At 72.2% G+C, this 19,743-nt stretch carries 16 protein-coding genes; 3 read left to right on the top strand and 13 right to left on the bottom strand.

Annotated features, from left to right (window positions below; translation table 11 throughout):
* The first annotated feature begins 180 nt into the window (after positions 1 to 180).
* Positions 181 to 1,629 (top strand): EAL domain-containing protein, encoded by a 1,449-nt coding sequence (locus G6R24_RS08470; RefSeq protein WP_225438284.1) that lies wholly within the window; start codon positions 181 to 183, stop codon positions 1,627 to 1,629.
* Entirely contained in the window at positions 1,626 to 1,925 is a 300-nt protein-coding gene (locus tag G6R24_RS08465; protein WP_163548603.1) for a DUF1059 domain-containing protein, read from the top strand. The genes G6R24_RS08470 and G6R24_RS08465 overlap by 4 nt, the downstream gene beginning before the upstream one ends.
* A gap of 102 nt (positions 1,926 to 2,027) precedes the next feature.
* Here the strand turns inward: G6R24_RS08465 and leuA are convergent, their stop codons facing one another.
* From leuA to gatC, 11 genes are all read right to left on the bottom strand, one after another.
* Positions 2,028 to 3,842: a 2-isopropylmalate synthase gene (gene leuA, locus G6R24_RS08460; protein WP_225438283.1), complete on the bottom strand. Its 1,815-nt coding sequence runs from the start codon at positions 3,840 to 3,842 to the stop codon at positions 2,028 to 2,030.
* 239 nt (positions 3,843 to 4,081) lie between these two features.
* A complete protein-coding gene (locus G6R24_RS08455) occupies positions 4,082 to 4,903 on the bottom strand; it encodes a septum formation family protein (RefSeq protein WP_163548602.1) in 822 nt (273 codons plus the stop codon).
* Positions 4,904 to 5,139: 236 nt separating this feature from the next.
* Complete coding sequence (gene ilvC, locus G6R24_RS08450; protein WP_163548606.1) at positions 5,140 to 6,132, bottom strand: ketol-acid reductoisomerase; 993 nt, start codon at positions 6,130 to 6,132, stop codon at positions 5,140 to 5,142.
* 61 nt (positions 6,133 to 6,193) lie between these two features.
* Positions 6,194 to 6,721, bottom strand: a complete 528-nt coding sequence (gene ilvN, locus G6R24_RS08445) for an acetolactate synthase small subunit (RefSeq protein ID WP_163548600.1) — start codon at positions 6,719 to 6,721, stop codon at positions 6,194 to 6,196.
* Positions 6,718 to 8,592 (bottom strand): acetolactate synthase large subunit, encoded by a 1,875-nt coding sequence (locus G6R24_RS08440; RefSeq protein ID WP_263864024.1) that lies wholly within the window; start codon positions 8,590 to 8,592, stop codon positions 6,718 to 6,720. Before G6R24_RS08440 ends, ilvN begins: the two co-directional genes overlap by 4 nt.
* Positions 8,593 to 8,721: 129 nt before the next feature.
* The gene (locus G6R24_RS08435) at positions 8,722 to 10,575 is read right to left on the bottom strand and encodes a penicillin-binding transpeptidase domain-containing protein (protein WP_163548596.1); all 1,854 of its coding nucleotides are present in this window, start codon (positions 10,573 to 10,575) and stop codon (positions 8,722 to 8,724) included.
* 362 nt (positions 10,576 to 10,937) lie between these two features.
* Positions 10,938 to 11,375, bottom strand: coding sequence for a hypothetical protein (locus tag G6R24_RS08430; RefSeq protein WP_163548595.1), 438 nt, complete (start codon positions 11,373 to 11,375; stop codon positions 10,938 to 10,940).
* Positions 11,376 to 11,392: 17 nt separating this feature from the next.
* Positions 11,393 to 12,913, bottom strand: a complete 1,521-nt coding sequence (gatB, locus tag G6R24_RS08425; RefSeq protein ID WP_163548594.1) for an Asp-tRNA(Asn)/Glu-tRNA(Gln) amidotransferase subunit GatB — start codon at positions 12,911 to 12,913, stop codon at positions 11,393 to 11,395.
* The gene (locus G6R24_RS08420; protein WP_163548593.1) at positions 12,910 to 13,176 is read right to left on the bottom strand and encodes a hypothetical protein; all 267 of its coding nucleotides are present in this window, start codon (positions 13,174 to 13,176) and stop codon (positions 12,910 to 12,912) included. The genes gatB and G6R24_RS08420 overlap by 4 nt, the downstream gene beginning before the upstream one ends.
* Positions 13,177 to 13,204: 28 nt before the next feature.
* The gene (gatA, locus tag G6R24_RS08415) at positions 13,205 to 14,752 is read right to left on the bottom strand and encodes an Asp-tRNA(Asn)/Glu-tRNA(Gln) amidotransferase subunit GatA (RefSeq protein WP_225438282.1); all 1,548 of its coding nucleotides are present in this window, start codon (positions 14,750 to 14,752) and stop codon (positions 13,205 to 13,207) included.
* A 13-nt stretch (positions 14,753 to 14,765) separates the two neighbouring features.
* Positions 14,766 to 15,062 (bottom strand): Asp-tRNA(Asn)/Glu-tRNA(Gln) amidotransferase subunit GatC, encoded by a 297-nt coding sequence (gatC, locus tag G6R24_RS08410; protein WP_163548592.1) that lies wholly within the window; start codon positions 15,060 to 15,062, stop codon positions 14,766 to 14,768.
* Positions 15,063 to 15,437: 375 nt separating this feature from the next.
* Here gatC and G6R24_RS08405 point away from each other — a divergent pair, with 375 nt between their 5' ends.
* Positions 15,438 to 16,142 (top strand): ACT domain-containing protein, encoded by a 705-nt coding sequence (locus G6R24_RS08405; protein WP_163548591.1) that lies wholly within the window; start codon positions 15,438 to 15,440, stop codon positions 16,140 to 16,142.
* 28 nt (positions 16,143 to 16,170) lie between these two features.
* Here the strand turns inward: G6R24_RS08405 and ligA are convergent, their stop codons facing one another.
* On the bottom strand, positions 16,171 to 18,411 hold the full coding sequence (gene ligA, locus G6R24_RS08400) for an NAD-dependent DNA ligase LigA (RefSeq protein ID WP_163548590.1): 2,241 nt from the start codon (positions 18,409 to 18,411) through the stop codon (positions 16,171 to 16,173).
* The gene (locus tag G6R24_RS08395) at positions 18,408 to 19,595 is read right to left on the bottom strand and encodes a methionine synthase (protein WP_163548589.1); all 1,188 of its coding nucleotides are present in this window, start codon (positions 19,593 to 19,595) and stop codon (positions 18,408 to 18,410) included. Before G6R24_RS08395 ends, ligA begins: the two co-directional genes overlap by 4 nt.
* Between the last annotated feature and the right edge of the window lie 148 nt (positions 19,596 to 19,743).

Here is a 19,743-nt window from a genome sequence, read left to right as displayed (position 1 = left end):
CCCACGGACCGGACACCCGAAATGCGACTGTCGTTAATCATGGCATTTCTCGCCGGCTACCCAAAAGAGCGCGGGACCCACAACTCCGGACGGTACTCACGCCATCCGCGCGGATCAGATGGTAAAAAATTCCCTTACCAGGACAGTGCGACGTGCTTGAAGCGAGGGGGTGCACGGCGCATGATTACCCGACCGCGGTCTCCATCCGGAGCCGCCGGGGGCAGCCGTGCCGAGGGCGAGGCCGATCTCGGCGCCGTTTCGGCCAGCCGAGCACGCCCACCGACGACCAGCATCACGGCGACCAGCACGACGGCGGCCCCCACGACGGCGAGCACCGCGTCCATCACCACGGGGTCGACCGCGGCCGCCGCGGTGTCGGCCGCACGCACCGGGGCGCCGAGTGCCAGCCCGCCGTCGGCCGGTCAGGTCTCCGTAGCCGGGTCGGCCGCGGCCGGCCACGAGGCGGAACCGCCGGATCTCGACCGTGTTCTGCGCGATCCCACCGAGCCGACGCTGCACTTCCAGCCGGTGGTGGATCTACAGCGTGGGGTGATCGCCGGCTACGAGGCCCTGGCTCGTTTCGAAAGCCATCCCGGGGTCTCCCCCGACCGGATCTTCGCCGCCGCGGTCCATCACGGTGTGGCCGCCGAGCTGGAGGCCCGGGTCCTGGCCGCGGCGCTGGCCGCCCGCGACCGGATGCCCGAGCGCTGTTTCCTCGCGGTCAACGTGCTGCCGCACCTGCTGGGCGAGCCGCCGGTCGCCCAGGTCTGGCAGGACGCCGACCTGCGCCGGATCGTGCTCGAACTGAACGAGACGGTGGATCTCGACGACACCGCGGAACTCGCCGCCATCACCAGCGAACTGCGCGACCGCGGCGCGTTCATCGCCATGGACGACGTCGGTTCCGGCTACGCCGGGCTGCGCCAGATCGCCCGGGTCCGGCCGGACTTCGTCAAACTGGACCGTTCCCTGGTCGTGAACATCGACGACGACCAGGTCAAGATCGCGCTGACCGAACTGGTCGGTGGTTTCGCGAGTCGGCTCAACGGCTGGGTGATCGCCGAGGGGGTCGAACGCGCCGACGAGCTGGCCATGCTGGTGGCGTTGGGCGTCCCGCTGGGGCAGGGATTCCTGCTGGGCCGGCCGAGGCCGGACTGGCAGCAGCTCGACGCCGGGGTGGCCCGTCGGCTGCGGCAGCTGTCCGAACGCACCAACCGGGCCGCGAGCATCGAGAGCCTGATGGAACGGGCCACGGTGAGCATCGGCGATTCGGGGCACTGCGCGATGTCCACCGACTGCCCGAGCTGCCCGATGCGCGCCCCGGCCGGCCCGCCGGACACCGCGCACGGTCGGGGCGACGAGCAGAACCCACGCGCGACGATCATTGTCTCCAACCGGTGCCGACCGGTCGCCCTGCACGTCAGTGCGGGCGGAGGTGAACTGCGCCGGATGCCGACCACGCTGTTCGCCCGCCCCGAGGAACCGGTGACCGAAGTGGCGCGGCGGGCGATGACCCGCTCCCGGGCCAACCGGTTCGACCCGGTGATAATCGTGACCGAGATGGGCCGACCACTCGGCCTGGTCAGGATGGAGAGCCTGATGCTGCGCCTTGCGGAGCTGTCGACATGAGGCGAAACCGGTATTGGACCGCGCAGGCCCTGATGGCGCCGAGCCCGGCGCTCGTCGGCCATTCCCGGCCCACGGAGATCACCCTGCGCCGACCGGCAATGAAGGAATTCTACTGCGGGGCGATCATTCACGGTTGCGAGACCCGGATCACCGCGGCCAACGAGGCGGACCTGCTGCGTTCGGTCGACACCCACGCCCGCGTCGACCATGGCATGACCGATGTTCCCGATGCCCTGTTGGACGAGGTGCGCGGCGATATCACCGGCACCGTCGCGCGCACCGAGCGGCCAGGCTGACCGCGGCGTCCGATGTTCACCCGCGGCCCGCCTGGCCCGCCCGCCGGGCCGCTGATCGGCGGACCAGCGGCGGGCGAGCGGAGCAGGCGGGGGCGGTGTCGGTCAGACGACCGGGGCGCCGCTGGTCTCGGCGGAACGCTGGGTGACCACGGCTGACCCGGGCAGCTGACCCGGGGCGGTGCCGGTGGCACGGGCGGCCCGGTTCACCGCGCTGACCACGGCCCGCAGCGACGCCGTGACGATGTTCGGGTCGATCCCGACGCCCCAGTAGATGGTGCCGTCAACGTCGACCTCCAGGTAGGCCGCCGCCCGCGCGTCGGCGCCGGAGCCCAGCGCGTGCTCGTTGTAGTCGAGGATGCGCACCGGCAGACCGCGGGTGGCCAGCGCCGCGACGAACGCGTCGATCGGTCCGTTGCCCACGCCGGTGATGATCGTGTCCGCCCCGTCGACCCGGACGGAGACCGAGACCTCGTCCCGCTCCCCCGAGGCGGCGGTCGTCCGCGAGCCCAGCAGTTCCAGCGGGCCGCGGTCGGCCCCGCCGGCCAGGAAGTACTCGTCCGAGAAGATCCGCCACAGCTGCTCGGCGGTGACCTCGCCGCCTTCGGCGTCGGTGTGCCGCTGGACCACCCCGGAGAACTCGATCTGCAGCTTGCGCGGCAGATCCAGGGAGTGTTCGGCCTTGAGCAGGTAGGCGACCCCACCCTTGCCCGACTGGCTGTTCACCCGGATGACGGCCTCGTAGGTGCGGCCCACGTCCTTCGGATCGATCGGCAGGTAGGGCACCTCCCACAGGGTCTGCCCGGTGCGCGCCATCGCCTCGAAGCCCTTCTTGATGGCGTCCTGGTGGGAACCGGAGAAGGCGGTGTAGACGAGGTCGCCGCCATAGGGATGGCGCGGGTGCACGGGCAGCTGGTTGCAGTACTCCACCGCGCGGCGCACACCGTCGATGTCGGAAAAATCGATCATCGGGTCGATGCCCTGGGAGAACAGGTTCAGGCCGAGGGTGACCAGGCAGACGTTGCCGGTGCGCTCACCGTTGCCGAACAGGCAGCCCTCGACCCGGTCGGCGCCGGCCAGGACGCCGAGCTCGGCCGCCGCCACCGCGCAGCCGCGGTCGTTGTGCGGATGCAGGGACAGGATGACCGCCTCGCGCCGGGTCAGGTTGCGACCCATCCACTCGATCTGGTCGGCGTAGACGTTCGGGGTCGACATCTCCACCGTCGCCGGCAGGTTCAGCACCACCGGACGTTCGGCCGTCGGCTCCCAGACGTCCATCACCGCCTCGCACACCTCGACGGCGTAGTCGAGTTCGGTGCCGGTGAACGACTCGGGGCTGTACTGCCAGCGAACGTTGGTGTCACCCAGCAGCTTGTCGGCGTACTGCGCGCACCAGCGGGCACCCTGCACGGCGATCTCGGTGATGCCGGCCCGCTCCAGCCCGAACACGACCCGACGCTGCAGCGTGGACGTCGAGTTGTACAGGTGGATCAGCGCGTTGTCGGCACCGACCAGCGACTGCGCGGTGCGCTCGATCAGTTCCTCGCGGGCCTGGGTCAGCACCTGGACGACGACGTCGTCGGGAATCCGGTCGGACTCGATGAGCTCGCGGATGAAGTCGAAGTCGGTCTGGCTGGCCGCCGGGAAACCGACCTCGATCTCCTTGTAGCCCATCGCGACCAGCAGCTCGAACATCTGCATCTTGCGGGCGGGCGTCATCGGGTCGATCAGTGCCTGGTTGCCGTCACGCAGGTCGACACTGCACCACTGCGGGGCGCGGGTGATCGTCTGCTGCGGCCAGGTGCGGTCCGGCAGGGTGACGGGGGTGAACGGCCGGTACTTCTCCACCGGCATCGCGCCGGGACGCTGCCCGGCCGGCGCTGCCGAACGGATGGGGGAGACCTGCGGTTGCGTGGTCATCGCGCTCCTGCTTCTGCTTCCTCGAACGAGGTCATACCGTCGCCGGCGCACGAGAACACCGCGACGGGGAAGCCAGCTGGATCAGGCCCCGCCGCGGCGGCTAAGGAGAAGGAGCGCACACATCGCTGTTACACAGTACCCGACGTCGGACCGACCGCCCGGCAACACTCGCCACCCGCCGGGCATCCACGCTACCGCGCGGGCTCGGGCGGACCCGGACCCCACGGACCCCACGGCGCTCAGGTGACGATCGACCCGATGACGCGAATCGGCTCGTTGCGCGTGCGCAGGTCGTCGGGCCGCACCGTACAGACGCCGCGGCGCACGCCCGCGGCGTAGCTCGGCTCCGACGGGTAGAGGGCGCCGACGGCGAGATGCGGCGCGGAGTCGATGGCACCGGTGCTGTCGCGCAGGGCGCCGGCACATCGCTGCCGGGCGCGCTGCGCCAACGTCGAGGCGCCGGGGAAGTTCTCGTCCGGCCCGGCCAGGTCGACCAGCCGGGTGACCTGGTCGATGTGCGGCTGGTCGCAGCCGACCCGGACCGGGACTACCGGGCGCAGCACCTCGATGTCGCCCGCGGGCAGGGGCGTCCAGGCCAGGCAGTCGCCGCGGTGCAACGACGAGATCAGCGCCGCGCTCACCGTGAAGCCGGCCGGCGGTTCGCTGAGCCCACTGGTGACGGCGGAGCGCAGCGTGGGCGTGCTGCCCACGGCCGTGGCGGCCCCGGCTCGGGCGGCGGTGGTCACTCCGATGCCGCCGCGGGTCGCGGTCTGGCGCAGCGCCACCACGGTGATGGTGATCATCCCGACGACGATGGCCAGGAAGGTGACCATCCGGGCGATGCGCCGGGAACGGCCGGGTGGCGCGGGTGGGGACACCATCCGATGGAAGACACCGGGCAGCCCGCGGGGGGCGGGCACCACCTGGCATCGGGTGGAGCCGCTGGCCGGTTCCGAGGACCGGCCGCGTTCGTCCGCGGACGGCTCGAGGAAGCTGGCCCCCCGCACGAAACGCTCGTTCAGGCGAAGCCCCTCGAACGGGTCCTCATGCCGCGGCGCCATGACTGCCACGGTAAACCCGACGGCAAGCTGAACGCGCATGTTCAGCATAAAGATCACCCTGGCACCGCACCGGTCGGGCAGCCTGGTCGCGCGGGCGTGTCGCCTGCGTTCCAGGCAGACGTCCCCGGCGCGCCCACACTCGGCCGTGACCTGCTCCACCTGCCGCGATGCCACCCACGGGCGGGTCAGCGGGCCGAGTCGACCCGGCGCCGGGATGACGGCGCCGGGTCGGTCACTCAGGCGTTGATCCAGGACATCAGCGGCCGCAGTCGGCCGCCGACCTGCTCGATCGGGTGCTGCTTGCCCTCCTCGACCAGCTTGGTGAAGGTCGGACGGCCGTTGTCGTCCTCGGCGACCCACTCACGGGCGAAGGTGCCGTCCTGGATCTCCTCCAGGATCTTGCGCATCTCGGCCTTGACCGTCGGGGTGACGACCCGCGGACCGCGGGTGACGTCGCCGTACTCGGCGGTGTCGGAGATCGAGTAGCGCATCTGCGAGATGCCGCCCTCGTACATCAGGTCGACGATGAGCTTGAGCTCGTGCAGACACTCGAAGTAGGCGACCTCGGGGGTGTAACCCGCCTCGACGAGGGTCTCGAACCCGGCCTGGACCAGGGCCGACGCACCGCCGCAGAGCACGGCCTGCTCACCGAACAGGTCGGTCTCGGTCTCCTCGGTGAACGTGGTGCGCAGCGCCCCGGCGCGGGTGCCGCCGATGCCCTTGGCGTAGGCGAGCGCGATGGCGAGCGCCTTGCCGGTGGCGTCGTTCTCGACGGCGACGAGCACGGGCACGCCCTTGCCCTCCTCGAACACCCGGCGGACCAGGTGGCCGGGGCCCTTGGGGGCGACCATGAACACGTCGACGCCGGCCGGCGGCTCGATCAGGTTGTAGCGGATGTTGAAGCCGTGGCCGAACGCCAGCGCCTTGCCCTCGGACAGGTGCGGGGCGATCGACTCGGCGTAGATCTTGCGGTGGGTGGTGTCCGGGGTGAGCAGCATGATGATGTCGGCCTCGGCGGACGCCTCGGCCGGGGTGAGCACCCGCAGGCCCTGCTCGGCCGCCTTCTGCCGGCTGCGGCTGTCCGCGGGCAGGCCGACCCGGACGTCGACGCCGGAGTCGCGCAGGTTCAGCGCGTGCGCGTGGCCCTGGCTGCCGTAGCCGATGATGGCGACCTTGCGGTCGGCCAGGACATCCAGCGAGGCGTCGTCGTCGTAGTAGATCTCGACCATCGTGGGGGTCTCTCTTCTCATGGGGATCTCGTCGGAACTTCGGACGGGAAACTGCGGTGGTTCAGGCCGAGCGCTCGACGGCCCGCAGACTGCGGTCGGTGATCGAGCGTGAGCCGCGGCCGAGCGCCACCATGCCGGACTGCACGAGTTCCCGGATGCCGAACGGCTCGAGCATCCGGATCAGGGCGTCCAGCTTGTCGCGGGTACCGGTGGCCTCGATGGTGACCGCGTCGGGGGCGACGTCGACCACCTTGGCGCGAAAGAGCGCGACCGTCTCCAGCACCTGGGAGCGCACGGCGAGGTCGGCCCGCACCTTGACCAGCAGCAGTTCCCGCTGCACCGAGACGGACGTGTCCATCTCGACGATCTTGAGGACGTTGACCAGCTTGTTGAGCTGCTTGGTCACCTGTTCCAGCGGCAGGTCGTCGACGGCGACGACGATCGTCATCCGGGAGACGTCGGCGTTCTCGGTCGGCCCGACCGCCAGCGACTCGATGTTGAAGCCGCGCCGGGAGAACAGGCCCGAGACCCGGGCGAGCACCCCGGGTCGGTTCTCCACCAGCACGGACAGGGTGTGCGTGGTCCTCACAGGTTCACCTCGGTGTCACCGGAGTAGTCGAAGTCGGGCGCGAGGTCGCGGGCGACCCGGATCTCGTCGTTGCTGGACCCGGCGGCGACCATCGGCCAGACCATCGCGTCGGGATGGACGACGAAGTCGACGACGACGGGCGCGTCGTCGATCGCCATGGCCTTCTCGATCGTCTCGTCCACCTCGCCCGCGGACTCGCAGCGCAACCCGACGCAGCCCAGCGCCTCGGCGAGACGGACGAAATCCGGCACCCGCTTGACCCCGGACCGCGGGGAGTCGGGATGCGTGCCGAGTTCGGTGTTGGAGTAACGCTGATCGTAGAACAGGGTCTGCCACTGGCGGACCATGCCGAGCGAGCCGTTGTTGATGATCGCCACCTTGATCGGGATTCCCTCGAGCGCGCAGGTGGCGAGTTCCTGGTTGGTCATCTGGAAACAGCCGTCGCCGTCGATCGCCCAGACGGTGGCCTCCGGACGACCGACCTTCGCGCCCATCGCGGCGGGAACGGCGTATCCCATCGTCCCGGCACCACCGGAGTTCAACCACGTGTACGGGTGCTCATAGGTGATGAACTGCGCCGCCCACATCTGGTGCTGGCCGACCCCCGCGCTGAAGATGGTCTCCGGGCCGCAGATGCGACCGAGGCGCTCGATGACGTGCTGCGGGGCGAGCGACCCGTCGGGCGGGGTGTCGTAGCCGAGCGGGTAGGTGCGCCGCCAGCCGTCCAGCGCCCGCCACCAGGCCTCGAGGTCCGGGCGGGGCTCGGTGACGAGCGCGGCGATCAGATCGTTGATCACTTCGCGGCAGTCACCGACGATCGGCACGTCGGCGATGCGGTTCTTGCCGATCTCGGCCGGGTCGATGTCGGCGTGGATCACGGCGGCCTTCGGCGCGAACGACGAGAGCTTGCCGGTGACCCGATCGTCGAACCGGGCGCCGAGGGTGATGAGCAGATCGGCCTTCTGCAACGCGGTGACCGCGGCGACCGACCCGTGCATCCCGGGCATGCCCAGGTGCTGCGGGTGGGAGTCGGGGAACGCGCCGCGGGCCATCAGGGTTGTGACGACCGGAATGCCGGTCATCTCGGCCAGCGTGCGCAGCTGCGCCGCCGCCCGCGCCTTGAGCACCCCACCGCCGACGTAGAACACAGGCCGACGACTGCCACTGATCATCTTCGCCGCCTCGCGCACCTGCTTGGCGTGCGGGCGGGTCACCGGCCGGTAGCCCGGCAGGTCGAGCGTCGGCGGCCACACCTCGTGCGGCAGCACCCGGGTCAGCGACTGCAGGATGTCCTTGGGCAGGTCGACCAGCACCGGACCGGGTCGCCCGGTGCCGGCCAGGTGGAACGCCTCGGCGATCGTGCGGGGAATGTCGTCCGCGGACTGGACGAGGAAGTTGTGCTTGGTGATCGGCAGCGTGATGCCGCAGATATCCGCTTCCTGGAAGGCGTCCGTACCGATCGAGGCGCTCGCGACCTGGCCGGTGATGGCCACCATCGGCACCGAGTCCATGTAGGCGTCGGCGATCGGGGTGACCAGGTTCGTCGCGCCCGGGCCGGAGGTCGCCATGCAGACGCCGACCCGACCGGTGGCCTGGGCGTAGCCCTCGGCCGCGTGCCCGGCGCCCTGCTCGTGACGAACGAGGATGTGCCGCACTCGGGTCGAGTCGAACAACGGGTCGTAGGCGGGCAGGATCGCGCCACCCGGAATGCCGAAGACCACCTCGGCTCCGACCGCCTCGAGGGAGTGGACGAGCGACTGGGCTCCGGTGATCTCTCGTGTCATCTGGGCGTCTTCCTTGAGGCCGTGGAGATGGCGATATCGGGGGTGAAAACCCGCCGGGCACGAAAAAGCCCCTCGTGCCAAGGGCACTGAGGGGCGGCGCACGGAGTCGAGGTTGTCGACTACGAACGCATCGGACGTACGAGAAGCAGGATGTGCACGGAACTACCGTGCCGGAGTTCCGGCCGTACGTCAAGCAACGCCGCGCCCCGACTCCGGTCAGCGACCGCCGACGGCGGGATCGGGGGCGATCTGACCGCCGTCGAGCGCGGTCAGGAACCGGGCGGCGATCGGCGCGGCGGTCTCGGCGCCGAAGCCACCGTCCTCGACGACGACGGCGAACGCGACGTCGCCGCGGTAACCGACGAACCAGGCGTGCGTCGGCGGCGGGTCACCGTCGGCGTACTCGGCCGTGCCGGTCTTGCCGAACACCTCACCGGGCATCGGGACGGTCGCGGCCGTGCCCTCGGTGACCACCGCCCGCATGAAGTCGCGCAGCGGCCCGAGCACGTTCGTCGGGATCGCGTTGCTGCGCGCCGGCTGCCCGGCGACGAACGGCTGGCGCCAGGTGCCGCTGGCCACGGCCGCCGCCACGCTCGCCATCTGCAGGGGCGAGGCCTCGATCCGGGCCTGCCCGATGGACGCCGACGCCGACGCCGCACCGTCGCGCGGGGTCGGGAAGGTGCCGCCGAAGCTCGCGATGTCCAGCGGCGAGGTGCCGTCGAAGCCGTAGAGCGCCGCGGCCTTGGCCAGGGCGTTCGCGGGCAGTGACTCCTCCAGCCGGATGAACGCGGTGTTGCAGCTCTTCGCGAACGCGGTGCGCAGCGGGATCGTGCCGAACTGCTCGGCCTCGGCGTTCTGGAACGTCCGCCCGTCGACGCTGACCGACTGGGTGCAGTCCAGCGGGGTGTTCGCGGCCCGCCCGTTCATCAGCGCCGCCGTCGCCGTAATGATCTTGAAGGTGGATCCGGGTGGGTACTTGCCGCGCACCGCCCGGCTCGCCCCGGTCGCCGGATGGTTCGCCAGCGCCAGCACCCCACCGGTGCGGGTGTCGATCGCGACCATCGCCGCGGTCGGGCGCGCCGCGGTCGCCAGCGCCTGCTCGGCGGCCTGCTGTACCCGCAGGTCCAGCGTGGTCCGCACGGCCTGGCCGTCGGTCATCGGATAGGTGTGCAGGGTCTGCACCACCTTGCCCGGTACCACCTGACCCTGGGCGTCGCGGGTGGCGGCCGCGCGCACGACGACCGCGCCGCCCTGGGCGCGCAGCCGGTCGTCATAGACCCGCTCGAGACCCGACAACGGCCCCGTGCGACCCACCAGGTTGCTGGCGAGGTCACCGGAGGAGCGCAGTGGCTGGCCGTCGGCGGACTCCAGCTCCCCCCGGTGCCCGGTGGACGCGGTCCGGTCCAGCAGCAGCCCCGCCCGCAGCGCCGGGTGGACGGCGGGCAGGTCCGCGCGGACCTTCCAGCCGTGATCGGTCGAGGTCAGGTTCAGCACCCCGGCGTACTCCAGCGGACTCGGCAGACCCGAGAGGTCCAGCTTCGCCACGTACGGCGCGGTGGCCACCCCACCGTGCCGGCTGACCGACCCGGGCGTGAACGTCGCCCCGGTGACCAGCAGCCGGTCCCGCACGTCGGCCATGGTCGCGAGCAGTGTCGCCACGCTGGTGCTGCCGGTCACCGTCGCCGCGGTCACCGCGGCCCGCCCGGCCCGGTCGCTGTCGGCGGCCGCGCCGCCGGATGTGCTCGAGCCGCCGCCGGTCGTGCTCGAGGCGCCGGACGCACCAGCCGTCGTGCCACCGGAACCGCCCGCCGCGCCGGCCGTCGAGGACGTGTTCGGGGTCGCGGCCCCACCGGTGGTGGTGAGGGTTCGCCAGGCCGCGAGGTACGCCGCCGCCGCGGTCTGGACCCGCCTGTCCGCAGCCCGGTCGTCCGCCCGGTTCTTCAGGACATAACCGACCCCGCTGGCCGCGGCCAGCACGACCACGACCACCATGGCGATGATCGCGCGGCGCCGGCCACGGCCACGGCGCCGGGACGTCGACGCGGAGAACCCACCCGGAGTGAGAGGCACGACGACCTGTCCTCCCCTCGCTGACGACTACTACTCACAGACCTGTACTGCTCACATACCTGAGCGGCACGTGATCCGGCGGCCGGGAACAGCCGGCCGGACCTCACCCTACGAAGGCCTTCCGGGTTCCGCATCCGACGCGCCGGGCGACGTCAGCAACCCGACACGCGGGTCGGACACCACCGGAAATCGTGGTCCTCCCAGGCTCATGCCACGCCAGGACAACCACTTCCGACCCCGCACTTGACACCATCCCGGACAGGATGATCCGTACCGGGAAGGACGCGACAACAACGCGTGAGGCACACCCGACCACCCGGTTTCACCCTATCCGGACGTTGACCGGAAACGTGCCCGGGAGATCAGCTCCGGTCGGCCACCGCATCGACGCGGACCCCGGCGAGCGCCAGGGCGAGCAGGCGATCAGGCTGGTCGACATCCGCCACCCGGGCGGTGGCCAGGGCGATGCCGACCACGAGCTGGACGAGATCCTCCGGCGTCACGTCCAGCCGGGTCAGCTCCGCCGGCCGTTTCGCCGCGTGGTACGCCGTCAGGCCGCCGCCGAAGCTGGTGCCAAGGAGGTGGATGACCCGCGCCCCGGTGTCCGCACGCCGGTCCAGAGCCACCGCGGCCAGCCCGGCGGCCAGCCGGGTGAAGAAGCCGCCCTCCTCGCGGGTGACACCGCCGCCGTGGACCATCACCGCGGCCCGCTCGTACGCCACGTCCGGTGTCACGAGGATTCCGGCCAGGTGCAGGCCGTCGAAGGTGCGGAGCGAAACGGCGATGTCGCCCGAGGGCATCGCCGGCCTCGGCGGCGTCAGGAAACGCCGAGGCGCTCCAGCAGGAGGCCGCGGATGGTGGCCGCGTCGGCCTGGCCCTTCGTCGCCTTCATGACGGCGCCGACCAGTGGGCCGACGGCGTTCAGCTTGCCGCCGCGGACCTTGTCGGCGATGGCGGGGGCGCCGGCGATCGCGGCGTCGACGGCGGCGGTGAGCGCCCCATCATCGGCGACGACCGCGAGGCCACGGCCGGTGACGACCTCGTCCGGCGTGCCCTCCCCGGCGAGGACGCCGTCGATGACCTTGCGGGCCAACGCGTCGGTGAGCTCGCCACCGGCGATCAGCACGGTGATCCGGGCAACGTCGGCGGGGGTGATCGCCAGGTCGGCAGGGGTGACCCCGCTGTCGGCGGCGCGGCGGGCCAGCTCGTTGAGCCACCACTTGCGGGCGGCCACCGGGTTCGCGGCGCCAGCGGCGATGGTCTGCTCGACCAGGTCGAGGACACCGGCGTTGCGCAGGTCGACCAGGTCACGGACGGTGTAGCCGTGATCGGCGATCAGGCGGGTGCGCCGGGCCGCGGGCAGTTCGGGCAGGCTCGCCCGCTGCGTCTGGACGTACTCGGCGGACAGCGCCAGCGGTGCGAGATCCGGCTCCGGGAAGTACCGGTAGTCGGTCGCCTCCTCCTTCGAGCGGCCGGACGAGGTGCGTCCGGCGTTCTCGTCGAAGTGGCGGGTCTCCTGGACGATCCGCTCGCCGTCGTCGAGCCGCGTCGCCTGGCGGGTGATCTCGTAGCGCACGGCGCGTTCGACCGAGCGCAGCGAGTTGAGGTTCTTCGTCTCGCTGCGGGTACCGAACGGCGCGTCGGGTTCGCCGGGCGCCGGGCGCAGCCGCAACGAGACGTTGGCGTCGCAGCGCAGCGAGCCCTGTTCCATCCGCACGTCCGAGACGCCGAGCGCGCGGATCAGCTCGCGCAGTTCGTCGACGTAGGCGCGAGCGACCTCCGGCGAGCGGACATCCGGCTCGGTGACGATCTCGACCAGCGGGATGCCGGCCCGGTTGTAGTCGACCAGCGAGTGGGTCGCCCCGTGGATGCGCCCGGTGGAGCCGCCGACGTGCAGCGACTTGCCGGTGTCCTCCTCCATGTGGACGCGGGTGATGCCGACCCGGTGGATCTCACCGTCGACCTCGACATCGAGGTAGCCGTCCGTGCACAGCGGCTCGTCGTACTGGCTGATCTGGAAGTTCTTCGGCATGTCCGGGTAGAAGTAGTTCTTGCGGGCGAACCGGCACCACGACGCGATGTCGCAGTGCAGCGCCAGGCCGATCAGCACGGCGAACCGCACCGCCGCCTCGTTGACGACCGGCAGCGACCCGGGCAGCCCCAGGCACACCGGGCAGACCTGGGTGTTCGGCTCGGCGCCGAACGCCGTCGCACAGCCACAGAACATCTTCGAGGCGGTGCCGAGTTCGACGTGCGTCTCGAGTCCGATCACCGGCTCGTAGCGGGCGATCGCATCGTCGTAGGACGCCAGGGCGCTGGTGGGAGCCGCGGTGCTCACCGGTCGTTCTCCTCGAGGGTCTGGTCGGACGGGACGTCGGTGCCCGACGGCCCATCCGGGTCGGACGATCCGGCCGGGCCGCCGCCACGGGTGTCGCGCAGGTGGACGCGGGTCAGGAACACCGCCCCCGGCAGGCCGATCACACCCCACAGCAGCAGGATCGGATTGACCGTCGCGATGCCCAGCCCCAGCACCACCACGGTGAGCAGCCACACCACGACGACGAGCAGCCGGTCCTGCCGGCGGCTGCGCAACGTCACCATCGCCGGTCTCCCCCGCTCGCCGCGGCGATCACAGCGCCGGTGCCTCGTCGAGCAGCGGGTGGCCGCGACGGTCGTCGAGGGCCGCCTCCAAGGCGCCGCCGACCCGGTAGAGCCGGTCGTCGGCGAAGGTCGGCGCCATGATCTGCAGGCCGACGGGAAGGCCGTCCGCGAGCCCGACGGGCAGGCTCATCGCGGGGCCGCCGGCCAGGTTCGACGGGATCGTGCACAGGTCCGACAGGTACATCGCGACCGGATCGTCGACCTTCGCGCCGATCGGGAAGGCCGGTGTCGGGGTGGTCGGCGAGATCAGCACGTCCACCTGCTCGTAGGCGGCGGCGAAGTCGCGGCTGATGAGCGTGCGGACCTTCTGCGCCTGCCCGTAGTAGGCGTCGTAGTAACCCGACGACAGCGCGTAGGTGCCCAGGATGATGCGCCGCTTGACCTCGGGGCCGAAACCGGCCTCGCGGGTGCGGCTCATGACCTCCTCGGCGCCGGCCTGCCCGTCGTCGCCCAGGCGCAGCCCGAAACGCATCGCGTCGAACCGGGCCAGGTTCGACGAGCACTCACTCGGCGCGATCAGGTAGTAGGCGGGCATCGCATAGGTGAAGTGCGGGCAGCTGACCTCGACGATCTCGGCGCCGAGCTCGGTCAGCGTCTCGACGGCGGCGGTGAAGGCGGCCCGCACCCCGGGGTCGTAGCCGTCCCCGGACAGTTCGCGCACCACACCGACGCGCATGCCCCGCACGTCCCGGCGGGCGGCGGCGGCCACCACCGGTGGCACCGGCACGTCGACGCTGGTCGAGTCGAGTGCGTCGTGCCCGGCGATCGCCGCGTGCAGCAGCGCCGCGTCACCGACGGTGCGGGCCAGCGGCCCGGCCTGGTCCAGCGAACTGGAGAAGGCGACCAGCCCGTACCGGCTGACCGCGCCGTAGGTCGGCTTCACCCCGACCAGCCCGCACACCGCGGCCGGCTGGCGGATCGACCCGCCGGTGTCGGTGCCGATCGCCAGCGGTGCCTCGAAGGCGGCGACGGCCGCGGCGCTACCACCACTGGACCCACCCGGGATGCGGGTGGTGTCCCACGGGTTGCGGGTCGGCCCGTAGGCCGAGTTCTCGGTGGAGGAGCCCATGGCGAACTCGTCCATGTTCACCTTGCCGAGCAGCACCACGTCGGCGGCACGCAGCCGGGTCACGACGGTCGCGTCGTACGGGGCCTGCCACCCCTCGAGGATGCGGCTGCCGCAGGTGGTGGGCATGCCGCGGGTGGCGAGCACGTCCTTGAGGGCGAGCGGGACCCCGGCGAGCGGGCCGAGCGCCTCGCCGGCGGCACGCCGCTGGTCGACCCGACGGGCCGCGGCGAGCGCGCCCTCACCGTCGACGTGCAGGAAGGCGTGGATGGTGTCGTCGACCTTGGCGATCCGCTCGAGCGCCGCCTGGGTCGCCTCGACGGCGGACAGCTCGCCCGCGGCGATCGCCGCCGCGGTGGCCGCCGCCGTCAGCCGGGTCACGTCGCCCCCGGCCGCACCCACGCTGGTGCTGGCCGGCTGGGACACGGGGGATGTGGGATGGTCGGTCATGCGGGCGGCGACCTCACTCGTCCGGATCAAGGATGCGGGGCACCCGGAAGCGGCCGTCCTCGGCGGCCGGGGCGCCGGCTAGGGCGTCCTCGGCGGACAGCGACGGACGGACGACGTCCGGGCGCAGGACGTTCGTCAACGGCACGGCGTGGCTGGTCGGCGGGATGTCCGCCGCCGCGACCTGGGAGACCCTGGCCACCGCCGACAGAATCGCCTCGAGCTGCGGCGCCAGTGCGTCGAGCTCGGCGTCGGTCACCGACATCCGCGACAGCCGGGCGAGATGGGCTACCTCGTCCCGCGTGATCCCCATGATGGCGTGCGGCCCCTTCGTGGGCGGTGGGCTCGCGCGGCCCGTGACTGGACGGACGCGTGCCGCGGGCGGCGCGGCGGCCCCGGCCGGTTCCCGGCTCGAACGGCTCCCGACCGGACCCTCTCCCGGTTCGAGCCGGGGACGATCGCAGCGGGACCCAGGACCGCGCGTCATGCTCGCGTCGGCGTGATGTCATCGTACGGCCCGACAGCCGCAACCGGTTCCGCCCGCCCCCGGTGCGGCCGACGGCGTCGGGCACCGGCCGGCGCGTCAGGCGCCGACATGAGCCGGACCTGGCGTTTCGCCGCCCCGGCCGGGTGCGCCACGTCATCTCGGCGTGACCGATCGGCTATCCAAGCGACACGCTCTTTGTGCATGATCAGCTACATGTCGTATCTGATGCGGGTGGTGCTGCCTGACCGGCCGGGCACCCTGGGGGCCGTCGCGACGGCGCTGGGCGCTGCCGGTATCGACATCCAGAGTGTCACCGTGGTGGAGCGCAGCTCCGAGGGCGCCGTCGATGACCTGCTGTTCGTGCTGCCGCCGGGCGGTCTCGCGGACCGGGCGCTCAGTGCCGCGCTGTCGGTGCCCGGGGTGACGGTCGAGTCGCTGCGCCCGTTCCTCGCGGACGGCCGGGCGGTGGCGGGCGACCTCGATCTCGCGGACTCGCTGGCCGAGCACCCCGAGCAGGCTCCGGCGACACTCGCCCGGCTCGCGCCCTGTGTGTTCAACGCCGACTGGGCGGTGCTGCTCGAGCATCTCGATGCCGACGACGTGCGGATTCGCGAGTCGTCAGTGGGCGCGCCGGTGCTCGGCGGGGGCGATCTGGGGGTGCCCGAGCGGGTCCGGTTGGCGCTGCCCTGGCTGCCGCTGGCCCAGGCCCGGGCGGTGCGGGCCGATGAGGGTGGCTTCCCGGCCCGCTGGCTGGCGGTGGACATGGCGCTGGCCGCCGCTCCGGTCGGCCACCCGCGGCTGGTGATCCTGCTGGGACGCCCCGGCGGCCCCGCCTTCCGCGCCTCGGAGATCGCCCGGCTCGCCCACCTCGCCGGCATCGCCGCCCGGCTCGCCCGCCGCGACTGAACCGGCCCCGCCGCACCGCACCCGCGGATCAGCCCGAGCCTGCGCCAGCGTCCGGCGCGGAACCCTCGGTGGCCGCGGCGCTGTCGGTGGCCACGGCGCCGGCTGGTTCCGCGGAACCGTCGGTGGCCACGGGTTCGGCGACGGCGCGGGCGGCGTCCACGCCCCGCTCGAGCAGGACGGCGAAGCCGGCCTCGTCCAGGACGGGCACTTTCAGGCTGCGCGCCTTGTCGTACTTGGACGCTCCGGGGTCGGCGCCCACGACGACGAACGCCGTCTTCTTGCTCACCGAGCCGGTGACCTTGCCGCCGCGGGACTGCACCGCCTCGGTGGCGCTGTCCCGGCTCCAGCCGTCCAGGGTGCCGGTGACGACGACGGAGACGCCGTCGAGGGGTCGGGGACCGGTGTCGGCGCCGACGTCGGCCAGCGACGCCCCACCGGCGCCGAGGCGGGCGACGACGTCGCGGTGGCGCTCGTCGGCGAACCAGTCGACCACGGCCTGGGCGATCGTCGGGCCGACACCGTCGACGGCGGCGAGGACCTCGACGGGCGCCGCCGCGATCGCGTCGAGCGAGCGCAGCTCCCGGGCGAGCGCACCGGCGGCGGCCGGGCCGACGTGCCGGATGGACAGGCCGACCAGCAGCCGCCACAACGGACGGTGCCGGGCCGCCTCGACCCCGGCGAGAATCTTGTCGATCTTCTTCTGGGCGAAGCCGCGCAGCCCCTCGAACGACTCGGGCCCCAGGTGGAACACGTCACCGATGTCGTGCACCCGGCCGGCCTCGAGCAATGCGACCGCCGTCTCGTAGCCCAGGCCGTCGATGTCCAGCGCCCCCCGGGACGCCAGATGGAAGATCGCCTCCCGCAGCTGCGCCGGGCAGGCTTCGGTGTTGGGGCACCGGATGTCCACATCACCCTCGGGCCGGACCAGGGCGGTGCCGCACTCCGGGCAGTGGGTGGGCATGACGAACGCCCGCTCGCTGCCATCACGCAGGTCGACGACCGGGCCGACGATCTCCGGGATGACGTCGCCGGCCTTGCGCAGCACGATGGTGTCGCCGATGAGCACGCCCTTGCGGCCCACCTCGTCGATGTTGTGCAACGTGGCGAGCCCGACCGTGGACCCGGCGACCAGCACCGGCTCGAGCTCACCGAACGGCGTCACCCGCCCGGTGCGCCCCACGTTGACCCGGATGTCCCGTAGCTTCGTGGTGACCTCTTCCGGCGGGTACTTGAACGCGACCGCCCAGCGCGGCGCCTTGGACGTCGACCCGAGCCGACGTTGCAGGGCGAACGCGTCGACCTTGACGACCACCCCGTCGATCTCGTGTTCCACGTCGTGGCGGGCCTGCCCCCAGCGGTGCAGGTACCCCAGCACGTCGGAGACGGCGGGGAACACCTCGAAGCGGGTGGACACCGGCAGCCCCAGCTCGGCGAACTGAGCGTAGGCGCCGGACTGGGAGTCGGCCTCGAAGCCGCGGTGCACCCCCAACCCGTGGACGATCATGTCGAGCGAGCGGGAGGCGGTGACCCGCGGGTCCTTCTGCCGCAGCGAGCCCGCGGCGGCGTTGCGCGGATTGGCGAACGGCTTCTCGCCGCTTTCGACCAGCGAGGCGTTGAGCTCGGCGAACCGCGCCGTGGGGAAGAACACCTCACCGCGCACCTCGAGCAGCTCCGGCACCTCCGGCCCGCGCAGCCGGGTCGGCACCCGCGCCAACGTCCGGATGTTGGGGGTGATGTCCTCCCCCGTGCGCCCGTCCCCACGGGTCGCCGCCCGCACCAGCCGCCCGTCGGCATAGACGAGATCGACCGCCAGCCCGTCGATCTTCAGCTCGCACAGCCAGGCGGCGACCTCGCTCTCGCGCGCCGCCCGCGCCGCCCACTGGTGGAACTCGTCGTCGTCGAAGACGTTGTCCAGCGAGAGCAGCCGCTCCAGGTGCTCGACCGGGGTGAACAGGGTCGAGTACGCCCCGGCGACCTTCTGCGTCGGCGAATCCGGCGTGCGCAGGTCGGGATGGCGCTCCTCGATCGCCGTCAGCTCCCGCATCAGCGCGTCGTACTCGGCGTCGGCGACGGTCGGCGCGTCCAGCACGTAGTACCGGTAGGCGTGCTCCTCCAGCTCCTGCGCGAGTGCGGCCGCCCGAGCCCGCTGCGGCGCCCCGGCCGCCTCAGCCGCTCCGGTCGTCTCAGCCGCTCCGGCCACCGTGGCCGTCTCCGCCGCCGCGGGACCTGCCTTCGCCGGAGACACCTCACCTGGCGCGGACGTGCTCATGCCGGCGCGTCCACCAACACGCGACCGGCCTGACGACAGTGCCGCAGGACCGCTCGCGCCGTCTCCGCGCCGAAACCGACCAACCCACACGCGGGTGCCACGGCGACCACCTCCCCGAGCTGCTCCGGCCGGAAGCCCAGCCGGTTCCACAGTGCGATGACGGATTCGACGCTACGACGGACGTCCGACAGTTCCGCCGTCGCGGCGGCCGTCGACACGATCCCGGCGATGAGCCGCCCACCCGCGTCCACGTATTCGCCGATCAGATCGTCCTCGGCCCGGGTGAGCAGCGCCGCGTCCACGCCGATGAAGTCCGCCCCCGCCGACTGCAGGGTCTCGAACGGCACCGACGGCGCGCAGCAGTGCACCCCCACCCCGACCGCACCGGACGCCCGGGCCGCCTCGGCGACCGCACGCAGCCGCGTGGCGGCCAGGCCGTCCTCGACCGCCCGCAGCACCGAGAAGCCACTGGGCGTGCGGACCCGACCGGCCAGCACCGCCGGCAGCGACGGCTCGTCAAGCTGGACGATCAACTTCGCCCCCGGCACCCGACTGGCCACCTCCTTCAGATGCTCGCCGAGGCCCGCCGCCAACGACTCGGCGATCTCGCGGGTGGCTCCGACGTCCGAGAGCGCCTTGTGCCCCCGGGGCAGCTCGAGCTGGGCCGCCAACGTCCAGGGTCCGGCAACCGCGATCTTGAACGGCCCGGTGTAGCCGGCCGCGGTCTCCACCAGCGCGTCCAGGTCACGGACGAGCAGATCCCGGGCGCGGCGCAGGTCCATGCCGACCCGCGGCACCAGCCGCCACCCCGCCGGCTGCAGATCGACCGGCAGCTCCAGCAGGATCGCGCCGCTACGCCCGAGGAGCCCCGCGCCCGGCCCGCGCTCCGGCAGCTCCGGCAGGTGCGGCAGATCCGGCAACTCGTCGAACACCAGCTTCTGCGCCTCGGCCGCGTCGGTGCCGGGCAGCGACCCGACCCCCGTCGCCGCCCCCAGCGGCCACAACGACCCGGCCGCACCCGCCGTCGCGTCCCGCTCCGCGTTCCGGCCCTGCTCCGCGTCCCGGTCCCGCTCCTCGTTGCGGCTCTGCTTCGCGTCCCGGTCCCGCTCGATGTTCCGGCCCTGCCGCGTGCTTCGGTCCTGCTGCACGTTCTGCCCCTGCTCCACACACCGGCCCTGCTCCATGCCTCGGCCCGTCACGGCGCCTCAACCCTGCGCGGAGTCGACACCGCCGCACCCGGCCACGGGGTAGGCGTCCGATCTCCGCATACGGCCATTCTGGCCGACGCGACGCACCCCTGGCCGTCGCCCACCGGCCCGCCCGCGCGCCGAA

Source organism: Candidatus Frankia nodulisporulans, from assembly GCF_902806475.1.
GTDB lineage: Bacteria > Actinomycetota > Actinomycetes > Frankiales > Frankiaceae > Frankia > Frankia umida.
This window is presented reverse-complemented; position numbering and strand designations above follow the sequence as displayed.